Source organism: Sphingopyxis sp. TUF1 (genome assembly GCF_036687315.1).
In the GTDB taxonomy this organism is placed as follows: Bacteria; Pseudomonadota; Alphaproteobacteria; order Sphingomonadales; family Sphingomonadaceae; genus Sphingopyxis; species Sphingopyxis kveilinensis.
On record NZ_CP144683.1, the window covers coordinates 197,126 to 215,615 of the forward strand.

Here is an 18,490-nt window from a genome sequence, read left to right on the forward strand (position 1 = left end):
TCAAGCTCATGCCGGCCTTCCCAGAACCGCGTGCAACGGCGGCAGATTGCCGTCGGGCACAGATTCAAAGTCGTCGATGTCGATGATCATACCGTCGCCGCACATCACGGAAAATTTTCCATCCTCGCGCGCGACGATCTGTCCCGGCAACGCGTGCAAACCCGCACCATGTCTGATCTCCGATCTATGGATGATGATGCGACGATCTTTAAAACCGGTGAACGCGCCGGGATAAGGACGTCCCACCGCCCGGATCAAGCGATCGATCTCGCTTGCCGATCCCCGCCAGTCGATCCTGCCATCCTCCGGAACGCGTTTGGTCGCATAGGTAGCGCAGTCCGAATCCTGCTTCTGGCGAATCTCATCGCCGACGTGCAGCGCCGGCAGGGCGAGATCAAGAATGCCGCGCAACGCCCCCATATGCTTCTCGTACAACGTCGCCGCGGTCTCCCGCGGCGCAACATGGAAGAATTTTTGCGCCAGGATATCACCGGAATCGACACCGTCGTCGATCCAGAACAGGGTCGATGCGGTAATCTTCTCATCCAGCAGGATCGTCCACGGCAAGGCCGCCCGGCCACGCAGCCGGGGCAAGGCCGCCGGATGATAGCCGATGACGTTACCCCTTGCGGCGGCCCGGAACTCCGGGCCGCATATCTGCGACCAGCCGATGACGAAGGTATAGTCGGGGGCAAGTTCCTCGACCGCCCTGCATGTGTCTTCGCTATTGCTGTTACTGGCGTAGATGATCCGCGCCCCGACCTTCTCGGCGTCGGGACCGAGATCGACGAAATCGGAATGCCGTTCCGATTTGTCGCGGGGAAGCGTCACCAGCCCGCAAACGCTCCAGCCTGCGGCTGCCGCGATTGTCCGAATGGCGACCTGCGTACCTTCAACCGCGCCGACGATCAAAGCCCGCATGTCCCCTCCCCGCTTCCCGATTGTCCACCCGGTCATCGCGCACGATGACCATGAAAGTCCGCATCAGGATCGCCATATCGGTTTTCCAGCTGCGATTCATCACATACCAGTTGTCCAGCGCCAGCTTTTCCTTCTGGCCAAGCAGCGGGCCGCCACGAATTTGGGCCCATCCTGTCAGTCCGGGACGAATGGCGCAACGCGTCAATCCGTCGGCGCCGAAATCGCGAATGGTTTCGGGAAGCAGGGGCCGGGGGCCAAAAAGGCTCATCTCGCCGCGCAGCACGTTCCACAACTCAGGAAATTCATCGATCCGGAAGCGACGCAGGAACCTGCCGAAATCGGTGGTGCGTTCGCTATCCGACAGCAATTTTCCTTCGGCATCGCGCGCATCGGTCATGGTGCGGAATTTGACGAGGGTAAAAACCCGCCCCGTCAAGCCGACCCGTTGCTGGCGAAACAGAACCGGCCGCCCCAGCGCCACCGCGACCATCAGGCCAACGATCAACAGGAAAGGCGACAGCACCGCCAGTCCGAGCGCGGCAACGACTATATCGACGAACCGGCGCATCCTGGACCCATGGGACGATCCGGCGGAACCGGCATCGCCGTGCGAGAGGCCATGGCCGTCAGGCAGGGCCGCAGAATTTGGCGCGGAGCGATCAAGGCCCATGTTGCCAAGCAGGATCGCATTGACGCGGTGGACGTCGAAATACTCTTCGGCAATCTTCCGTGACGCAGCGCCGTAACGTTCACACAGTCCGGGATCCTCGGCCATTTTTTCCATCGCCGCCGCCAGAGCCGCGACGTCACGCGGCGGCACCAATATCCCATTGGTATCCTTGGTCACAGTTTCGCGGCATCCGGGCGTATCGGTGGTGATGATTGCCCTTCCCGTCGCCATCGCTTCGAGGATGGTACGCGGCAGGCCCTCACGATAATATGTGGGCAGCACGAAAACCGTGCAATCGGCGAGGAAAGGCTGCACATCGGATGTCGAGCCGAGATATTCGATCAACCCTTGCGACTGCCAGCTATCCAGCTCTTTTTGGGAAATATTGCTGGGGTTTGCGTCGAAGGGCCCGAGCAACAGAAACCGGGCTTCAGGAAATCTACGTCGCACGATCGCCGCAGCCGCGGCAAACTCGCCGGGCCCCTTGTCGCGAAGCAGCCGCGCAATCATCAGAAATCTGGGCGGCCCAGGCGGCAGCGGTTGATGCCGGAAACGCGACAGGTCGATGCCCGAACCCGGCACCTGGATCGCCCTCTGCTCCGGTGCCAGAATCCCGTTGTCGCGCATTTCGTCATTGTCGTCGCGATTAAAAACGAACACGCCCGACGCCTTAGCAACCGCGGCGCGATACAAAAGGCTGACAATCTTTTTAAGGACGCGCGACCGCACGCCGCCGTCGCCGGAAAATGCATGCCCCAGCCCGCTGCACATGGCGAAATAGCGGATGCCGCCCACGAGCCGGGCCGCGAGCCCGCCATAGATGATCGGCTTTTGCGTATAGGCGAGGACGACGTCGGGCCGTTCCTTGCGCATCAGTGAAACCATATCCCACAGCGTCACCGTATCGGCAAACGGGTTCATGCCTGCCCGCGCCATTCGCATCGTACGAAAGCCAATGCCCCGGTCCGCGAGCCAATCGCGCACCTGTGCGTTCTCATCCGGGGCGCTGGCGATGACCTGATGCCCGGCGTCGACCATCGCGGTCAGCAACGTGCCGCGAAAGTTCGTCAGGGAATACGCCAGGCTGGATAATACGAGTATCTTCATTGTCGCTGCGCACTCTTCCTGTCGTCTTTGGATAGCGGCATCATACCGGAATTGCCCTTCCTGCAGGCGAGATCGTGGTGCATCTCGTCATAGCGGCTGGCGATCTCCTTAAGGCTGTAATTCGCCTTGCCGCGATATCTTCCCGCCGATCCCAGCGACTTGCGCCCACCGGGGCCCAGCGAGGCGATTTCCGCCAATGCCATTGCAAACGCCTCGGCATCTCCCGGCGGCACGACAATGCCGCAGTCCGCAACGATCGAGGCGCTGTCCCCGACGTCGGTTGCGACAACGGGTACCTCGCAGGCCAGCGCCTCACCGATGACATTCGGGAACCCTTCTCCCCAGGCGGACGCGACGGCAAGTATATCGAGTCCCGGGAGCAGATCGGCAACATCCGCCCTTGCCCCGCAAACGCTGATCCGATCGGCGGGTAAAAGTCGGGCCATTTTGTCCCGCAGATCTTGGGGAGGCGTTGCCAGGCCCTCACCGATCATCAGCAGATGCAAATCATGACCCTGCGCCCGCGCCCGCGCGACCGCTTCGACCAGCATGGCATGGTCTTTCATCGGATGAAGACGGGCGATTTTTCCGACCAGCACCGCGTCCGGGTCGATCCCGAATTCGAGGTTGAGACGCTTTCGCGCCTCGCCGTTCGGCCTGAAGAGGTCAAAATCGAATCCGTTGGGCAACACCAAAGCATTGTCGGCCGAGTAGCCGACATTCTGGTGCTGGGTCGCCGCCACCGCGGAATTATAGACGATCGCCGAGGGGCGCCCGGAGATGGCGGCGCTCAGTTTCAAGAGCGCCCGCGTGCGCCAGTTCTCCCGCTTGGTATCGGCCAACGAATGCCGGACATTCCAGACAAGCGGCAGGTTGGACGCCAGCACGGCATGGGCAAAGCTGGCGGCGAGATTGCCGTGATACATCCATCCGTGGAGAAGGTCGGGGCGAATGAGGTTGACCAGCCGGACGAGACGGAGGGCGTCCAATGGCCCGGGAAGCCAGTGTTTCATGCCGAGCGTGTAGACCTGGACACCCAGCGCCTTGATCTGCGCCGCCTTGGGTCCCGGCCGCATCAGCGAGAGAACGACATGCTTCGTGCCGTCGGCACGGTGATTTTCGAGATATTTGCACAACATCGTCTCGGCGCCGCCGACGTTGAGGGCGGTTATGACGTGAAGCACGATCATCGCGCCATCCTCGCCACGTTGATCCGATCATAAATCGCTTCCACGCCGCGGACGTGCGTTTCAATCCCAAAACTCGCCAGGGCATGCTCCTTCGCATTCGAGCGAATCGACTGTGCGAGAGCCGGATCGTGCAGAAGGGAAAGCAAGGCGCGCGCCAGCGCCTCGGGATCGTCGGGGGTTGCCAGCAAACCTGTACGCCCGTCGTCGATCGCTTCGACATTTCCGCCCGATGCTGCCGCCACGATCGGAGTATCGACCAGCATCGCTTCGATCAGGGTTCGCCCGAAAGGTTCGTCGATCGCGGGGACCAGCAGAACATCGCAGCCAGCCAGCCAGGTTGCGCCCCGCTTGCGAAAGCCCATTAGGTGCACGCGTCCCTGCAAGCCAAGGCGCTCGATCGCTTCTTCCATCTGATGTTGCAGCCCGCGATCATGCTCCTCGCCGAACATTAGCCCATGGATCGGAATTTCGGGGTCGGCCTGTCTGACTGCGGCAATCGTCTCGATGAACTTCAGGGGCCGCTTGCGATCGCTGAAATGGCCGAAAAAACCGACGAGCATGGCCTCGTCCGCCAATGCCAGCTCCGCGAGTGCCCGCCGCCGTCCGTCGGTTCTGTTCGTGTCGGCGATCGCGAGGTCGAACGGACTATGAATAACCGTACAGCGGCGCGCGGCAGAATAGCCCGAACGAGATGGCGCGGCGAAGCGGGAGACCGATATGACTTGATTGGCCGTCAACGGGGCCAGAAAGCGCAGTCCGCGCGCATCGGGGTTGGCGCGATGGTGCCACACGTGCGCAACCCCGCAGAGTCTTGCAGCGGAGCCCCACAAGGCGTGCATATGCCCCTCGTTCGTATGAACGATATCATAGTTGCCGCTGGACAGCAGTCGGACCGCTTCGCGGAAGATGCGGACCGAACCCAAAAAGCTCGGATTTCCCGAAAGATCGGGCAGTATCCGCTCGGGCGACTGGCCTGCATTTCGGGCCAGCCAATCGACGCGTCCGGTCTCGCCGATCAATATGACCTTCGGGTCGAACCGGCGCCGGTCGAGATTCTGGATCAGCGTCATCGCGGAAATATGGCTACCACCGACTTCCCTGGCGCGATCTGCGATGGGAAAGCAAATTCGCAATGGTCGGCTTGCATTGCACGTCATCGGACCGTTTTTGACTCCACGATATCGGGTTGGACGGGGGCCCCGCGCCCATGGTGTTCCGGCTGCCGCTTTTTGACGATTGAGTCGAAGCCCCGCAATTTTCACAAATTAGCCATCGCCGGGAATTCGTGAAATGGAAACAAAGGGTCATGGAAGACGTGGGGACGTATTAGAATTCCGTGCCAATTGAACTACGCCACCCCGTCGCAGGGATGACTCTAATACCAAATGGGTAGGCAATAGCCATTTGGTACAGGCCGATTTCAACCAATTTTTGCAGACGGCGAATCTAGTTAAATGAGTGTAAACACCTTCAAGTGTGGGCGGGGAAGAACGGTTCTAAAGCGTTCTAAAAACTCGGTTCACGGGTGAAACAGTCGGTCGCGCGCTTATTTTAACAGGGGGCTTCATGAGCGGCGCCAATCGATCTTTTAATTTCCGAGTCCGTGACGTTGTTGTGCTGGCTCTGGACGTGGCCGTCGTAGCCGTATCGCTTCATCTGGCCGTCTGGTTGCGCGCGAGCGGAAGCCTGCCGCCCACCGCGATGTACAACTCGATCTGGGCCGTGACACCCTATATTGCGCTCGTCGGAGCTGTGGTGCACCGGCTCCTTGGCTTGCAGCGCCTGTCGTGGCGATACACATCGATCTATGAATTCAAAGCGATGATCGTCTTTGCGGCGATGATGACCGCTGCCATGGTGCTGTTGCTCAGCTTTCGTGAGCTAGGCAATTGGCGTCCGCGTACCTTGCCCTTCATCTTCTTCATGCTGACCTTGTACGGCTTCATGGGAACGCGCTTGGCGCGCCGCTTGCTTGGCGAATATATCAGGGGCAACATTTTCCCCCCCAAACCGGCCGACGGCCCGCAAGAGCCTGCGGAATATACCCTTTTCGCGGGCAAGGGCGATCATATCGAACTGATGCTTCGCGCGAACGAACGCCGTCAGATCGCGGGCGGAAAGCCGCTGGGAATCCTGCTCAGCGACCGCGTCACCATGTCGATGAGGATCCGCGGCGTGCCCGTGCTGGGGATTGTGACCGATCTGGCGAAAATCGTCGAACAACAGGCGCAGACGGGGAAGCATCCGACCCGCATCATTTTCGCCGAGACCCCCGAACGGCTGCGCGAGGCCCCCTTTCTCCAGATGGTCGCGAAAGCGGAAAGTCTGGGGCTGAGCATTTCCTGCCTGCCCGAACTGACCTCGCCTTTGCCGCAACGCCGCAACGATGGCAGTGACACGGCGCCGGCGGCTGTTCCCGCGCAAGCGCTCCGCCCTATCCAGTTGAGCGATCTGCTGGGCCGGTCGCAGAACATTCTGGACTATAAAGTGGTCGAGAACGCAATCACGGGTCGCTGCGTTCTGGTAACCGGCGCGGGGGGGACGATCGGCCGGGAGCTGGTGCGCCAGATCGCTTCTTTCGCACCGTCGCGAATCATCCTGCTCGAATCGTCTGAAATCGCGCTTTACGAAGTCGATAATGAGATGAAGGCGTCCTATCCCGACATCGAGCGGTCGGCCGTGCTTTGCTGCATTCGTCAGCGCAAGCAGGTGATGAATGCCTTCAAGCAGTTCCAACCCGAACTCGTGTTTCATGCAGCAGCGCTGAAACATGTGCCAATCGTCGAACTGCACCCGAGTGCCGGTGTCCAGACCAATGTGCTCGGCACGCGAAATGTTGCCGACGCAGCGAATCGATACGGAACGCGGATCATGGTCCAGGTATCGACCGACAAGGCGGTCAATCCGATCGGCATGATGGGCGCGACCAAACGGCTCGGCGAACTTTATTGCCAGGCCCTCGATCTGGCTGGGATCGGCAAGGCGCAGTCGCCGCGGTTTCTTACCGTCAGGTTCGGCAATGTTCTGGGCTCCAGCGGGTCGCTGATACCCCTGTTCGAAAAGCAGTTGCTGGCTGGTGGACCGCTCACGGTTACCCACCCCGAAATCGAACGCTTTTTCATGACGGTATCCGAAGCGGTGCAACTCGTGCTTCAAGCGTCGGCCCGATCCAAAAATGTCGAACGCGGCCGGATTTTCGTGCTCGATATGGGAGAGCCGATCAAAGTGCTCGACATCGCCCGCCGGATGATCCGGCTTTCTGGCGGTGTTCCGGACAAGGATGTGATGATCAAGTTCGTGGGCCTGCGGCCGGGCGAGAAGCTCTATGAAGAGCTTTTCAACGAGAGCGAACAGAAGCTCCCGTCGGTTCTCGACGGAATTTTCGAAGCCGAGCCGGCACCGCTCCCGCTCGACCTCCTTAACGACATATTCAATCGCCTGTCGGTGTTGACGGAACGCGCCGACGACGGAGCAACGAGGAAACTGGTTTTCCAACTGCTGTCTGAGGGCGAAGGCATTATGAGCGCGGACTCGCAGGTGAATTCCGGCGCCGATGTGGCCTCGCTGGACAGCGCGCCCGACAAGGTTGCGGCGGTTGTCGGCCGCCGGATTTCGATAGTTGGCGAACAGCGGCGTTATTCGGGGCAGGCATTGTGATGAATCGAATGGCGGCGGCCGTGCAGCATTCCGCGTCCGATGCGGTTGCGCTGAAACCGAACAGGTCGCGCTGGCCGGTTTTTGAGGCGGATGAAATCGAAGCCGCGACCGCCGTGCTCCGATCGGGCGCGGTCAACTCGCTCCATCACGGTACGCAATGCGCCGCTTTCGAACATGCAATGGCGCGCCTGTGCGACGTTCCCCATGCGATCGCGGTTGCGAACGGTACGCTCGCGCTCGAACTGGCCTTGCGCGCGCTGAATATCGGGCCGGGGGATGAAGTGATTGTTCCGGCGCGAAGTTTCATGGCGTCGGCCAGCTGCGTGGTCGCCTGCGGCGCGATGCCGGTATTTGCCGACGTCGATGCCGAAAGCCAGAATATCACCGCCAGCTCAATCGAAGCTGTCATGACGGCCAGGACCAAGGCCGCAATCGTCGTTCATCTTGCCGGCTGGCCTTGCGAGATGAACGACATCTTGGGTTTGGCCGAACGGCGCGGCTTGGCAATTATCGAAGATTGCGCGCAGGCGCATGGCGCGCGCGTCGATGGCCGACCGGTGGGTTCGTTCGGCGACGCCGCGGCCTTTTCCTTCTGTACCGACAAGATCATATCGACGGGCGGCGAAGGCGGGATGCTCGTGATGAAGGACCGCGAGGTCTGGCGGCGCGCGTGGGCCTACAAGGATCATGGCAAGGATCCGGACCATTATTCGACGATCGTGCCCGGTCCCGATTTTCTGTGGCTTCATTCTTCGCTGGGCAGCAATTTTCGCCTCACCGAATTCCAGGCCGCGATCGGCAACTGCCAGCTGGCAAAACTGGATGGCTGGCGCTTGCGCAGGCAACAGAACGCCTATGCGTTCGAAGAACAACTTGCGGGGCTCGATGCCGTCAGACTGGCACGCCCCCGCCACGGGATTACCCATGCGCGCTACAAGGCCTATGTGTTCATCAAGCCCGAGCAATTGAAAGAGGGATGGATCAGGCGCCGGATAATCGAAGAAGCGGGCAGCGCCGGGGTAGCCTGCTCAACAGGGTCATGCCCCGAAATCTATCGGGAAAAAGCATTTCGCGACTATGCGCAGCGCCCGGAACAGCCGCTGCCGGTCGCCCGCCAGCTTGGCGAAACCAGCCTGATGGTGCCGATCGACCATACGTTGTCGCCCGACGATCTGGATCTTGCCGGTGCGCTTCTTCGTCGCATCATCGAGAAAGCTTCACGATGACGCGATCGTCGAGGCTTCCGGATTTCGTGATCATCGGCGCGGCCAAGGCGGCGACGACTTGGGTCACCAATCAACTGCGCGTGCGCCCGGACGTGTTCATGCCCAGCCCCGAACCACATTATTTCAGCCGCGAATATGAACGAGGCGAAGAATGGTATGCGTCGTGGTTCAAGGATAGCCATGCCGACCAGCTCGTGGGCGAAAAGTCTGCCGATTATCTGGCCGATCCGCGCGCCGCGGAGCGCATGTCGCGGTTGCTGCCCGACGCGCAGATCGTCGTGCAGCTGCGCAACCCGGTCGATCGGGCTTATTCGGACTATTGTATGCTGTTCCGCCGGGGGACGGTGAATGGCGAGATCGGCAAATTTTTGGGGTCACAGGACAATCCGCAGCCGCGGTTTCTGAATGACGGGCTGTACAATCAGCATTTGAAACGTTTTCTCGATCATTTCCCGGCCGCCAACATCAAGACCATCCTGTACGAAGACATTCGCAAGACCCCCGAAGAGGTGGTCAGGAATGTGAACATGTTCCTCGGCCTGCCCGATCTGGGGCATGAAATTCAGTTGGTCGAACGCGCCAATGTGAAGGACGCCCCGCTGCTTCCGCTGGCGATGCGGCGCACGCTTGCCCCCGCCAAGCGTCTTGTCGCGCCATTGCGGTCCAAGCCCTGGTTCAAAGCCATCCATGGCACGCTGGCGCGCGAAGTGCCCTACCCGCAATTGTCGCACGACTTGAAACAATCGATGCGCGATTTTTATGCCAAGGATGTCGAAGGTCTCGGAACCCTGCTCCAGCGCGACCTTTCGCACTGGCTCAGTGATTGAGCGGACTGATGTCCAACGCCGTCACCCGATATGACCCGGCAGAGGAAAGCCCGGTACGCCACCGTCATTCGGTGTCCGAAACGATCATTCGGTACGCCCTGATAATCGGCGTCATGCTGACGCCCTTCATGATGTGGCGCTTTCATCCCGACGTTCAGTTTACGTTGAGCGACGGCTGTTTCCTGATGGCCGCAATTCTGGCCGCGGCGTCGGGGCGCCTCAATCTGAAACCCTTTGGTGATATGTCGCCGTGGTGGCTCATTTCCTTTTGCCTGATGCTGTTCGCACTGGGTGCCAGCAGTTTGATCAACGGCGACCCGATCCGGTTCACGATCACGGGATCGCAATATGTCTTTGCCTATCTCGCCCTGCCCTTTCTCCTCTTCGCCGGCACCTGGAAAGATGAAATCCTGCTCGCAAAGTTTTTCGTGGCCGCAGTGGTTGCGGCCGAAGCCTTCAGCGTCGCCCTCTTTTATTATTATGGCGAAAACCACGCGTCGGCCGCATGGATCAACCAAGATTTCATCACCGGCGCCGGGAGGCTCGGATCATTTACGGCCAGCGCCAACCGCAACGCGGCGCTTATTTCACTAACGCTGCCTTTCGTTCTTTATTTTGCAAAGATGCGCTTGCTGCCACTGTGGCTGTGCCTTGTTTACGCAGCAATTCTCATGCTGGCGCTGTTGCTTACCGCTTCGGTGACCGGATTTGTTTCGAGCATCGCGGCGATCCTGATCTTTGCCCTTGCCAGCTACGGCTGGCGTGCGTGGAAACCGATTGCGGCTGTCCTTGGCATTTTGACACTTGCCTTTTCCGCTGGTGTGCCAATTCCTGCCACGTTTGAAAAACGGGTATTAAGCGCTTTCGAAACCGGCGATATCTCGGAAGCGGGGACGTACGGGGGCAGAATGCAGCTGATCGAAGAGGCTTGGCAGCTTTCCGACAATACGCATTTGCTCGGGATCGGCGCCGACCAGTTTCGCTCGATAAGCGTCCAGGGGGCGCCGGTTCACAATATCATCCTGCTGATCTGGACCGAAGGCGGGATGTTCGCCCTGCTTGGCTGGACGCTGGCAATGGGCATATTGGCTTTGATCGCCGTTCGCACAATCAAATATGACAAGGCCGCCGCCGCGCTGGCGCTGTCGGTCGCCCTCAGCTTTTTCATCATCTCGAACGCGTCGACCCATGTCTATGCGCGCCTGTGGGTCGTACCGATCCTCATCGCCACCCGTTTCGCGGTCACAGCGACGCTCAGCGTGCAGGGGCGGACCCATGCTCTGCGGGCAGTTGCGCTACGATCCGAGGCCGCCGGCCGGATGCCACCGCTGCCTCCCCATAGCGATCTTCATTCCCTTTCCAACGCGAGGTTAAGACCATGATGCTGAGATCAATATTCGCGCTGCTGCTTTGCTTCGCATTGGCAGCCTGCGCCAACCCCACTGACAAGCTCACGTCCCTGCCCGCCAGTCCCGCCAGCAGCGAAGCTGGCTATAAGCTCGGCGCCGGCGACAAGGTGCGGCTTCTGGTGGGAGGATTCACCAATTTGAGCACCGATTATCGGGTCAATGATGTCGGCACGATTTCGCTGCCGATGCTGGGCGCGATAAAGGTTGCGGGCAAGACGACGACCGAGGTCGAGCAAGAGCTGGCGGCGCTCATGCGGCGTGAAGAGCTGGCCGTAAACGCTTCGGTCAACGTGCAGATCGAGGAATATCGGCCCTTCTTCATCATGGGCGAAGTCAAGCGCCCGGGTGCCTATCCCTATGTTCCCGGCATGACCGTTCTCACCGCGATCACGGTTGCCGGCGGACACACATTCCGCGCGAACACCAAGTCCTATGGCATCAACCGCACCGAAAATGGCGCGGTCATCAAGGGCAAGGGCACGGACGACACGCAAATTCTTCCCGGCGATACGGTGATCGTCCATGAAACCTGGTTCTGACGAGGAAATCAAATTGTTGAATCGCAAAGCTCGCGTCCGGACGCGCCGACTTAAGCTGGCCGCCTATGCCGCGGTGATGGCGGCCGGTTTCAGCTCGGCTGCAGCCGCGCAGGATTCGATCACCTCGCCTGCCAAGCTGCCCAGGCCCGGTTATGAATATGACGGCTTCGAAATCGGCGGGCTGGAAGTCGATGCCAAGGTCGATGCCAGCATCGATTACAGCAGCAATGTGTTTCGCACATCGGTCGACGAGGCCGATGACTTCCGGGTGCACATCAATCCCTCGCTAAGCCTGTCGAAACAGATCGGATCGGGCAGGATCACGGCCGAAGGCCATGCGGGCCTGCGTCGCCATTTCGATCTCGTGCGCGAAAACTCCACCACATACGGCGGCTCGTTGAATTACGTGCTGTCGGGGGAAAAAGCAGAGAATTTAAGTGCGACCGTCGGGTTCAACCGCAATATCGAGCGGCGCGCCGATCCCGAAACCCGCGCAGGGCCAACCGATCGCCCCCGCAAAATCAACGCCTTTCTGGCCGAGGCATCCTATTCGCGCGCCAGCGGAAATATCCGCACAACCTTTGCTGTCGGCACCGAAAAATATAATCAGCTCGATCCGGCCGAGGCTGATCGCGATATGGAAATCTATCGCGCGTCGGTGACCGTCGGCTACCGGTTCGCTTCGTCGCTCGACGTGTTCGCGCTCGCTTATGTAAATCGCCGCGACTTCCGGTTGGCGCGGGACTTCAGCGGGGTAAACCGCGATCAGAATACCTATGGTGTGATCGTCGGCGTGCAACGGGAAATCGGCAACCGGCTGCACGGTAATATAGGCGTCGGAATTTTCCGCACCGATCCGAAGGAGAGCGCAATTCTTCCCGCATACACCGGTTTGCGATTGGAGGGCGAGGTCACTTGGGCGCCGCGCGATCGCACCTCGCTGAACTTCGGCTTTTCCCGCGGCGACGTCGCGACGGTCCGGTCGGGCGCGTCGACGCGCGTCGATACGATCGCCCGGTTCAGGATCGATCAGGAAATCCGCCACAATCTCCTGGCCAGCCTCTCGGTCGGCTATGTCGATCTTCGCTATCGGGGCGAATCGCGCGACAATCTGAAAACCATTGGCGGCACCGCACGCGTCGAATATCTTTTCGATCGCCGCACGTCCTTCTTTGCCGCGGCGGAATATGACCGGCGCACCGCCCGCGATCCGATCGACAAATTTAAGGAGAAAATCCTGACGTTCGGCATAACGCGGCGGTTCTGATGCAGCGGCTTCGTGTCTTTCTGTCGAGCATAGTCGTCGGCGCGGCGACCGTCAGCTGTATGCCGCCAGCGACCGCGACCGACAACGGCCGCGCGGCGTTTATCGGCGCCGACGGCTACGGTCGCCAGGCGCTCGGCGGATTCAACGGCAAGATTATCAAGGTCACGACGCTCGCCGACAGCGGCCCCGGCTCGCTGCGCGAATGCATCGACGCGCATGGGCCGCGCGTCTGCGTGTTCACCGTCGCCGGAGTGATACGTTTTACGACCGAACGACCGCTTATTCGCAATGCCTATCTGACGATCGCTGGCGAAACGGCGCCCGGCGGGGGCATTACCCTGTCGCATATCGGCGGGCCGGGCGCCTACACGCCGCTGGCGATCAAGAATACGCACGACATCATCATCCGGCACCTGCGCGTGCGAACGGATTTGCCCGGCGAGGATCGGGGGGGAAATGACGCGATCAACATCGCGAGCAGCCATGACATAATCGTCGATCATGTCAGCGCATCATGGAGCCTTGACGAAAATATCGGCGCCTGGGGTCAGAACGACAATCTCACCATCTCGGGATCCATTTTCGCCGAAGGTGTGCCCAAACACGACAAATGCGCGCTTTTGGCCAGCGACCCGAAAGGGCCGCAGAATATCAGCTTCGTTCGAAACCTCTGCGCGCACAACGGCGACCGCAACCCCGACGTCAATGTCCCGCCGGGATCGTGCGTAGATGTCATCAACAACGTGTTTTACAACGCGCAATCACAGTTCACCGAAATTTGGGAGAGCTATGGCGGGTCGCCGGTCAACGTCGTCGGCAATGTCTATCGGCGCGGCCCGAATACCAACCTCCGGATGGCGGCGGCGATCGACCGGCCGCTCAGGGGTTCGCGCGGACAGGCACGGATCTACTTATCGGACAATGTTTCCGAGGGGGTACCGCCGCTCTCCGCCACCGTCGGCGACGCGGTCGTCGATTCCCCCGTCTGCCAGATGCAGAGCCGGCCGATGGCGGCGAACAAGGCTTATGAACGGGTTCTGATGGAGGCCGGCGCTTTCCCGCGCGACGAGGTCGACCGGCGCGTGGTTGGCGAAGTCCGCAAATCGGGCGGCAAAATCGGCAGGCCCGTTGGCCCCGTTCCAGCCATTGCTGTGGGGCGTCCCTATCGCGACGACGACAACGATGGGATGTCCGATGCATGGGAACGTGCCAATGGCGCCGACCCCCGAATATTCGATAGCTGGATGGGCAAGGACGGGGATGGCTGGACCCATTTTGACCGCTTCCTCAATTTCGCCCATTTGCAGCGCCTGGCGGGAAAAGAAGTTGATTAGGGTGCCGAAATCATTCGCGCCGTCCGGTCGCGACGCCGTTGAACACAGCTTCCGGTGGGTCATGCGAATTGGGATTAGTCCCGATGGCGCGGCCTATGCCACTCCCCGAATCTTGTCGTGCACGCCGGACGCCGACATGCTGGTTGCAGGGGGAATTTCGCGTGGAACGACCAATCAATCTCGTGCAGGATCAACTTGTCGACACGAACATCGTGATCGGTTTTGTTAGATGACGGCAGCCGTCGATAGCGCGAGCACTCACGCGGCCGGCGATCGGGATCGGACGTCGGTGGTCGGCCATTCCGAATTCAATACAGCAACGCACGGGCTGCGAGGTATTGCCTCGTTGATGGTGTTTTGGGCTCATCTGCTCGGCGGCGCGGCCGAGCATATCTATCCGCACAATGCACGCTATCTGGACCTGATTTTCGAACCCTGGAATGTCGGCATCTGGGGCGTCGAGCTGTTCTTCACCATCAGCGGCTTTGTCATTTTGCCGAGCATCATGCGCTATTCGCTTAAGGATTTCGGGGAGCGTCGATTTTTCCGGCTCTACCCGTTGTTCTTCACGCTGAGCGTCGTCTACGTCCTGCTCAACCTGTTCCTCAACGCCTACCCTAATTCGAACAATCTGCTTTCAGTGGTGTCGGGGTTCCTGTTCCTGAACCTGTTGACCCAGACCGAACAGCTGACTCCGAACGCATGGAGCCTGACCTATGAAGTGATGTTCTATGCGCTAGCCGCGTTTGGCTATCATTTTCTGTTTCGCAAACGCGCGCTTTTGCCGGCGATCTTGGTCCTTCTGCTCTCCGCGCTGTTCGTCATTCGCTACCCGGTCGCGCTTTTCTTCGTCGGCGGGATGCTGATCCGCATTGCCTACGATGCGAAAATCAGCCCGCCGGTCTATCTTATCCGGACCTGCGAAATTCTCCTCGCCGCGACGTGGATCTACCTCGCTGCCAATTTTCGGACGCATTTCGACCGGGAATTCATCACCACGCCGCAGGCTTGGGGGCTGCTGCTGAGCACGGTGCTCTACTTCTATTTTGCGGTACATCCGCACAGCATCTCGTCCGCGATTTCACGCTTCCGGGCGATCGCCTATCTGGGCACCGTGAGCTATTCGCTCTATCTCGTTCACCCCTATACCTATCTCGCCTTTCGCAAGATTTTTGTGCAGTTCGGCCTGTTCACCGACAATTGGCCGGTCTCGATGCTGCTCTTCTTCGCCGTAACCACGCCCGTCACCCTGGTGGTGACGCATTTCGTCCATCGCTATCTGGAAGTCGGCCCCTATCAGTGGTTCTTCAGGGAACGGATCTACCGCGCGAGCAGGGATGCTTCGCCGTCCAATTCCGATCCTCGCCCCGGCGGCGCAACCGGGGCCGATTAAACCGTGCGAACGGCCATCCCGGGTTTGAAACGCTATGAAAGACCTGCCCTTGTCGGCGCAGGCTTGCTGCTCATGCTCGCGCTGTTTGCGCGGATCATGTCCTATCCGCTGCGCCACGACGAACAATTCTATCTGCCCGCGGGGCAATATCTGAACCAGTGGTCCTTGTATCAGGACATCAACTTCACCCATTTGCCCAATCTGCCGTTACTGCTCAACGCGATTTTCGCGTTGACGGGAATCGAAAGCGAGCTTCTGGTCGGCCGACTGCTGGTTTTCGGGGTCTGGATGCTGGCCTGTTACGCGCTTTACGCGACGGCGCGTTTCGCGGGTTGCGCCAATGCAACGGCGGGACTGCTGGCCTCGATGCTGGCTCTCAATCCCTTGTTGCTCGGTCCAGCGGGCATGTTGGTGACCAACAATTTCATTCCTGTCCCCTTCGCTTTGCTCGGCTTGCTCCTGTTCCTGAAGGGCTGCGGCGCGTCGCCCCCGTCGATCCGGCTCAATTTCCTCTCGGGAATCTGCCTGTCGCTGGCGATCGGATTCAAGGCCAATTATGTCTTTTTGGTCCCACCGATCGCGATCGCTTCGTTGCTTGTGCCGCCCGGCATCGGTTTCAGGATGCGGATGATGCGGGTGACGTTGCCGGTTTTCCTCGGCGCCATGCTGGCCGGCCTGCCCGCCCTTCATTATTTCGCATCCGATCCGATGCATTTCCTCGCGCATGTCGTGTCGTTTCACCAGTCGGCGCATGTCGAATATTGGATGGCCAATAGCGCCGACGAAGGACCGGTCGCGCTGTCATGGGTCGGCAAGATGCTGCTCGCGCAAAATGTCTGGCTGGCGGGCGGCACGCTGCTGATCTTTCTGCTCGCGCTGACGCTGGCTATCACGGCTGTGACCGCTTCGCGCGAAGATGATGACGATACAAAATCCTGGTGGCCTGTCATTCTGGCCGCCGGTCTTGTTGTGGGCGCAGGCCTTGTCTCATTCCTGCCGACGCCGGCCTTTCCGCAATATTATGCTCCGCCGATCGCTTTTGGTCTCGTTCTTTGCGCGCTCCTCTACGGCCGCCTGATCGCTGCCGCGCGAAGCCGGGTTACGCCGGTGATGGCAGCGGTCTTCCTGCTCACCGCTGCAGGAGCGCTACCCATTCTGGCTCCCGACCTTCCCGCGCTCGCGCGTCCGTCGAAGTGGACGGGCAATTCGGTCGACCGGGCGGCCGATAATATCGGGTGGCTGATGGCGCGGCAGCCCGGAAACGGCCGCCTGCTCACACTCGCGCCCATCTATCCGGCCGAAGCCGGGCTGCCGCTGTACAAAGAATTGGCGCTGGGCCCCTTCATCTATCGTGCCGCCGACCATATCCCCGCCGAGAACCGTCCCTTTTTCCGGGACCTCGTATCTCCGCGGACGCTGGAACAGATGCTGGCGCGAACGCCGCCGAAGGCCATCCTTGTGGGATTGGAAGAGCGGTTGGACCAGCCGCTCGAAGTTTGGGCCATTCGCAACGCCTATCGTCCGGTGCCGGTCGCGCTGGGCGACAAGCGCAAGAAGTTCGGCAAGCTCTATCTAGCCCCGATCTCCGCTACCGGGCCTGCTCGTTAAGCTCGCAATAGGTTCGATACGCCGCCAGCATCAATTCCGCGTCATCGCCCACGGGTTCCCAGCCGAGTTCCTTTTTTGTCCGCGATATATCGAGGACATAATTTTCGTCGGCAATCTCGAACTGTTCGGGCACCAGCGGGCTGAGCGCCACCCGGTCAAGCATCCGCAGCAACGGCTTGAGGATGGGACTAGGCACGGGAACGACAATCGATTTGGACTCCACCTCGCGAATCAGCTTGCGCAGCATGATCTTGCTGGGATCTCCAGGCCTCGATCCGAGATTGAATACGCCACTGGCGGTCTCGGTCTGGATGCCGCGCACAATGGCGTCCGCGCAATCGAATACCGAGACCATCTGGTAGGTGTTTCGGCCCGAACCAACCATGGGAACCGGCATGTTGCTGCGGATCGCGGCGAACAGCTTTGCCATCAATCCGAAACGCCCGGGCCCCAGGATCAATCGCGGGCGGAAGATGACGGTACGAAATGGCAGGTCTTGCGATGTGAGCATGTCCTCTGCCGCAACTTTCGACGCGCCATAGGGGCCGAACGGAGCGCGCGGGTGATCGATGGCGACCGGCGATGCCTGCGGGCGACCATAGACCATGTCCGTGCTCACGAACAGGAAGGAGGTCGCGCCGAATGTCTTCGCCAGTTCGATGACGTTGCGCGTGCCTGTGACATTACCTTCGGCAAAGAAGCTCTCGCGGATCGACCGGCGGACGGCCGTGCCATATTGCCGCCCCGCGAGATGCACGAAGTCGGCACCGGCGGGCAAGGAAAGCCGTGATATGGCATTCCGGTCCGTAATATCGACGATGCTCGTCGTTAGCCGTTCATGTTCGGTCCTGGCAGGCATCAAGTCGAGGTTGTGCACCGAATGGCCTTCGCCGAGCAGTCGCTCGACGAGAACCGAGCCGAGGAAGCCGCTTCCCCCGGTTACGACAATATTCCGGCCCAAAGGTTCAGCTCCGCGCCAGAATGACGATGCCGGTTGCGACCGTCAGAATTCCGATGAGCTTTTGCGCGTTCAGCGGTTCCGACATGAATAGGTAGGAAATGATCGCCACAAAAACGAAGCCAAGGCCAAGGAAAGGGTATGCAAGCGAAACGTCGGCTTTCGACAGGACATACATCCAAAGCAGGACGCTCAGGCCATAGATGAAGAGCGCCAGAATGATGCCCGGATTAAACGCCAGCGTCATGGCAGACTTTAATGGCGCCGATGTATCGAACATCGTCGTTCCCTTGAGGGCGACGCTGAGCGCCAGTTGCGCAGCCGCGTTCATCAGAACGCTGAGAATTATGACGCCGAGCGTCAGCGGATTGAGGGCCATATTGG

The 18,490-nt window shown here is 60.1% G+C and carries 15 protein-coding genes; 9 read left to right on the forward strand and 6 right to left on the reverse strand.

Features of this window, described 5'->3' with window-relative positions; genetic code table 11:
- Window positions 1-6 precede the first annotated feature (6 nt).
- The 4 genes from VSX77_RS01030 to VSX77_RS01045 are packed head-to-tail and all read right to left on the reverse strand — an operon-like array spanning window position 7 to window position 5,045.
- The gene (locus VSX77_RS01030; protein ID WP_338425823.1) at window positions 7-921 is read right to left on the reverse strand and encodes a formyltransferase family protein; all 915 of its coding nucleotides are present in this window, start codon (window positions 919-921) and stop codon (window positions 7-9) included.
- On the reverse strand, window positions 893-2,698 hold the full coding sequence (locus VSX77_RS01035) for a sugar transferase (RefSeq protein ID WP_338425824.1): 1,806 nt from the start codon (window positions 2,696-2,698) through the stop codon (window positions 893-895). The genes VSX77_RS01030 and VSX77_RS01035 overlap by 29 nt, the downstream gene beginning before the upstream one ends.
- Complete coding sequence (locus VSX77_RS01040) at window positions 2,695-3,888, reverse strand: glycosyltransferase (protein ID WP_338425825.1); 1,194 nt, start codon at window positions 3,886-3,888, stop codon at window positions 2,695-2,697. Before VSX77_RS01040 ends, VSX77_RS01035 begins: the two co-directional genes overlap by 4 nt.
- Window positions 3,885-5,045 carry a glycosyltransferase gene (locus tag VSX77_RS01045; RefSeq protein WP_422397259.1) on the reverse strand — a complete coding sequence of 387 codons (1,161 nt, stop codon included), beginning with the start codon at window positions 5,043-5,045 and terminating at the stop codon, window positions 3,885-3,887. The genes VSX77_RS01040 and VSX77_RS01045 overlap by 4 nt, the downstream gene beginning before the upstream one ends.
- Before the next feature lie 472 nt (window positions 5,046-5,517).
- On the opposite strand from VSX77_RS01045, the gene VSX77_RS01050 reads away from it, so the two are divergent.
- The 9 genes from VSX77_RS01050 to VSX77_RS01090 all read left to right on the forward strand — a co-directional run bounded on the left by VSX77_RS01050 (window position 5,518) and on the right by VSX77_RS01090 (window position 17,148).
- Entirely contained in the window at window positions 5,518-7,545 is a 2,028-nt protein-coding gene (locus VSX77_RS01050) for a polysaccharide biosynthesis protein (protein WP_338425827.1), read from the forward strand.
- A gap of 20 nt (window positions 7,546-7,565) precedes the next feature.
- Entirely contained in the window at window positions 7,566-8,771 is a 1,206-nt protein-coding gene (locus VSX77_RS01055; RefSeq protein WP_338425828.1) for a DegT/DnrJ/EryC1/StrS family aminotransferase, read from the forward strand.
- Complete coding sequence (locus tag VSX77_RS01060) at window positions 8,768-9,598, forward strand: sulfotransferase (protein WP_338425829.1); 831 nt, start codon at window positions 8,768-8,770, stop codon at window positions 9,596-9,598. The genes VSX77_RS01055 and VSX77_RS01060 overlap by 4 nt, the downstream gene beginning before the upstream one ends.
- Window positions 9,599-9,606: 8 nt before the next feature.
- Entirely contained in the window at window positions 9,607-10,980 is a 1,374-nt protein-coding gene (locus VSX77_RS01065; protein WP_338425830.1) for an O-antigen ligase family protein, read from the forward strand.
- 38 nt (window positions 10,981-11,018) lie between these two features.
- A complete protein-coding gene (locus VSX77_RS01070; protein ID WP_338425831.1) occupies window positions 11,019-11,546 on the forward strand; it encodes a polysaccharide biosynthesis/export family protein in 528 nt (175 codons plus the stop codon).
- A gap of 16 nt (window positions 11,547-11,562) precedes the next feature.
- The gene (locus tag VSX77_RS01075; protein WP_338425832.1) at window positions 11,563-12,813 is read left to right on the forward strand and encodes an outer membrane beta-barrel protein; all 1,251 of its coding nucleotides are present in this window, start codon (window positions 11,563-11,565) and stop codon (window positions 12,811-12,813) included.
- Window positions 12,813-14,147: a pectate lyase gene (locus VSX77_RS01080; RefSeq protein ID WP_338425833.1), complete on the forward strand. Its 1,335-nt coding sequence runs from the start codon at window positions 12,813-12,815 to the stop codon at window positions 14,145-14,147. Before VSX77_RS01075 ends, VSX77_RS01080 begins: the two co-directional genes overlap by 1 nt.
- 229 nt (window positions 14,148-14,376) lie before the next feature.
- Entirely contained in the window at window positions 14,377-15,540 is a 1,164-nt protein-coding gene (locus tag VSX77_RS01085; protein WP_422397260.1) for an acyltransferase family protein, read from the forward strand.
- A 72-nt stretch (window positions 15,541-15,612) separates the two neighbouring features.
- Window positions 15,613-17,148 carry a hypothetical protein gene (locus VSX77_RS01090; RefSeq protein WP_338425835.1) on the forward strand — a complete coding sequence of 512 codons (1,536 nt, stop codon included), beginning with the start codon at window positions 15,613-15,615 and terminating at the stop codon, window positions 17,146-17,148.
- Here VSX77_RS01090 and VSX77_RS01095 read toward each other — a convergent pair.
- Both VSX77_RS01095 and VSX77_RS01100 read right to left on the reverse strand, forming a co-directional pair.
- Window positions 17,129-18,109, reverse strand: coding sequence for an NAD-dependent epimerase/dehydratase family protein (locus VSX77_RS01095; protein WP_338425836.1), 981 nt, complete (start codon window positions 18,107-18,109; stop codon window positions 17,129-17,131). The genes VSX77_RS01090 and VSX77_RS01095 overlap by 20 nt on opposite strands.
- 4 nt (window positions 18,110-18,113) lie before the next feature.
- Complete coding sequence (locus VSX77_RS01100) at window positions 18,114-18,485, reverse strand: DMT family transporter (protein ID WP_338425837.1); 372 nt, start codon at window positions 18,483-18,485, stop codon at window positions 18,114-18,116.
- Window positions 18,486-18,490: the final 5 nt, after the last annotated feature.

Excerpts from the sequence above, each read along its gene's own strand:
- VSX77_RS01085 (WP_422397260.1), top strand. The coding sequence starts at position 14,377 with ATGACGGCAGCCGTCGATAGCGCGAGCACTCACGCGGCCGGCGATCGG.
- VSX77_RS01060 (WP_338425829.1), top strand. The coding sequence starts at position 8,768 with ATGACGCGATCGTCGAGGCTTCCGGATTTCGTGATCATCGGCGCGGCC.
- VSX77_RS01090 (WP_338425835.1), top strand. The coding sequence starts at position 15,613 with ATGCTCGCGCTGTTTGCGCGGATCATGTCCTATCCGCTGCGCCACGAC.
- VSX77_RS01080 (WP_338425833.1), top strand. The coding sequence starts at position 12,813 with ATGCAGCGGCTTCGTGTCTTTCTGTCGAGCATAGTCGTCGGCGCGGCG.
- VSX77_RS01030 (WP_338425823.1), bottom strand. The coding sequence starts at position 921 with ATGCGGGCTTTGATCGTCGGCGCGGTTGAAGGTACGCAGGTCGCCATT.
- VSX77_RS01100 (WP_338425837.1), bottom strand. The coding sequence starts at position 18,485 with ATGGCCCTCAATCCGCTGACGCTCGGCGTCATAATTCTCAGCGTTCTG.
- VSX77_RS01065 (WP_338425830.1), top strand. The coding sequence starts at position 9,607 with ATGTCCAACGCCGTCACCCGATATGACCCGGCAGAGGAAAGCCCGGTA.
- VSX77_RS01040 (WP_338425825.1), bottom strand. The coding sequence starts at position 3,888 with ATGATCGTGCTTCACGTCATAACCGCCCTCAACGTCGGCGGCGCCGAG.
- VSX77_RS01035 (WP_338425824.1), bottom strand. The coding sequence starts at position 2,698 with ATGAAGATACTCGTATTATCCAGCCTGGCGTATTCCCTGACGAACTTT.
- VSX77_RS01045 (WP_422397259.1), bottom strand. The coding sequence starts at position 5,045 with ATGACGTGCAATGCAAGCCGACCATTGCGAATTTGCTTTCCCATCGCA.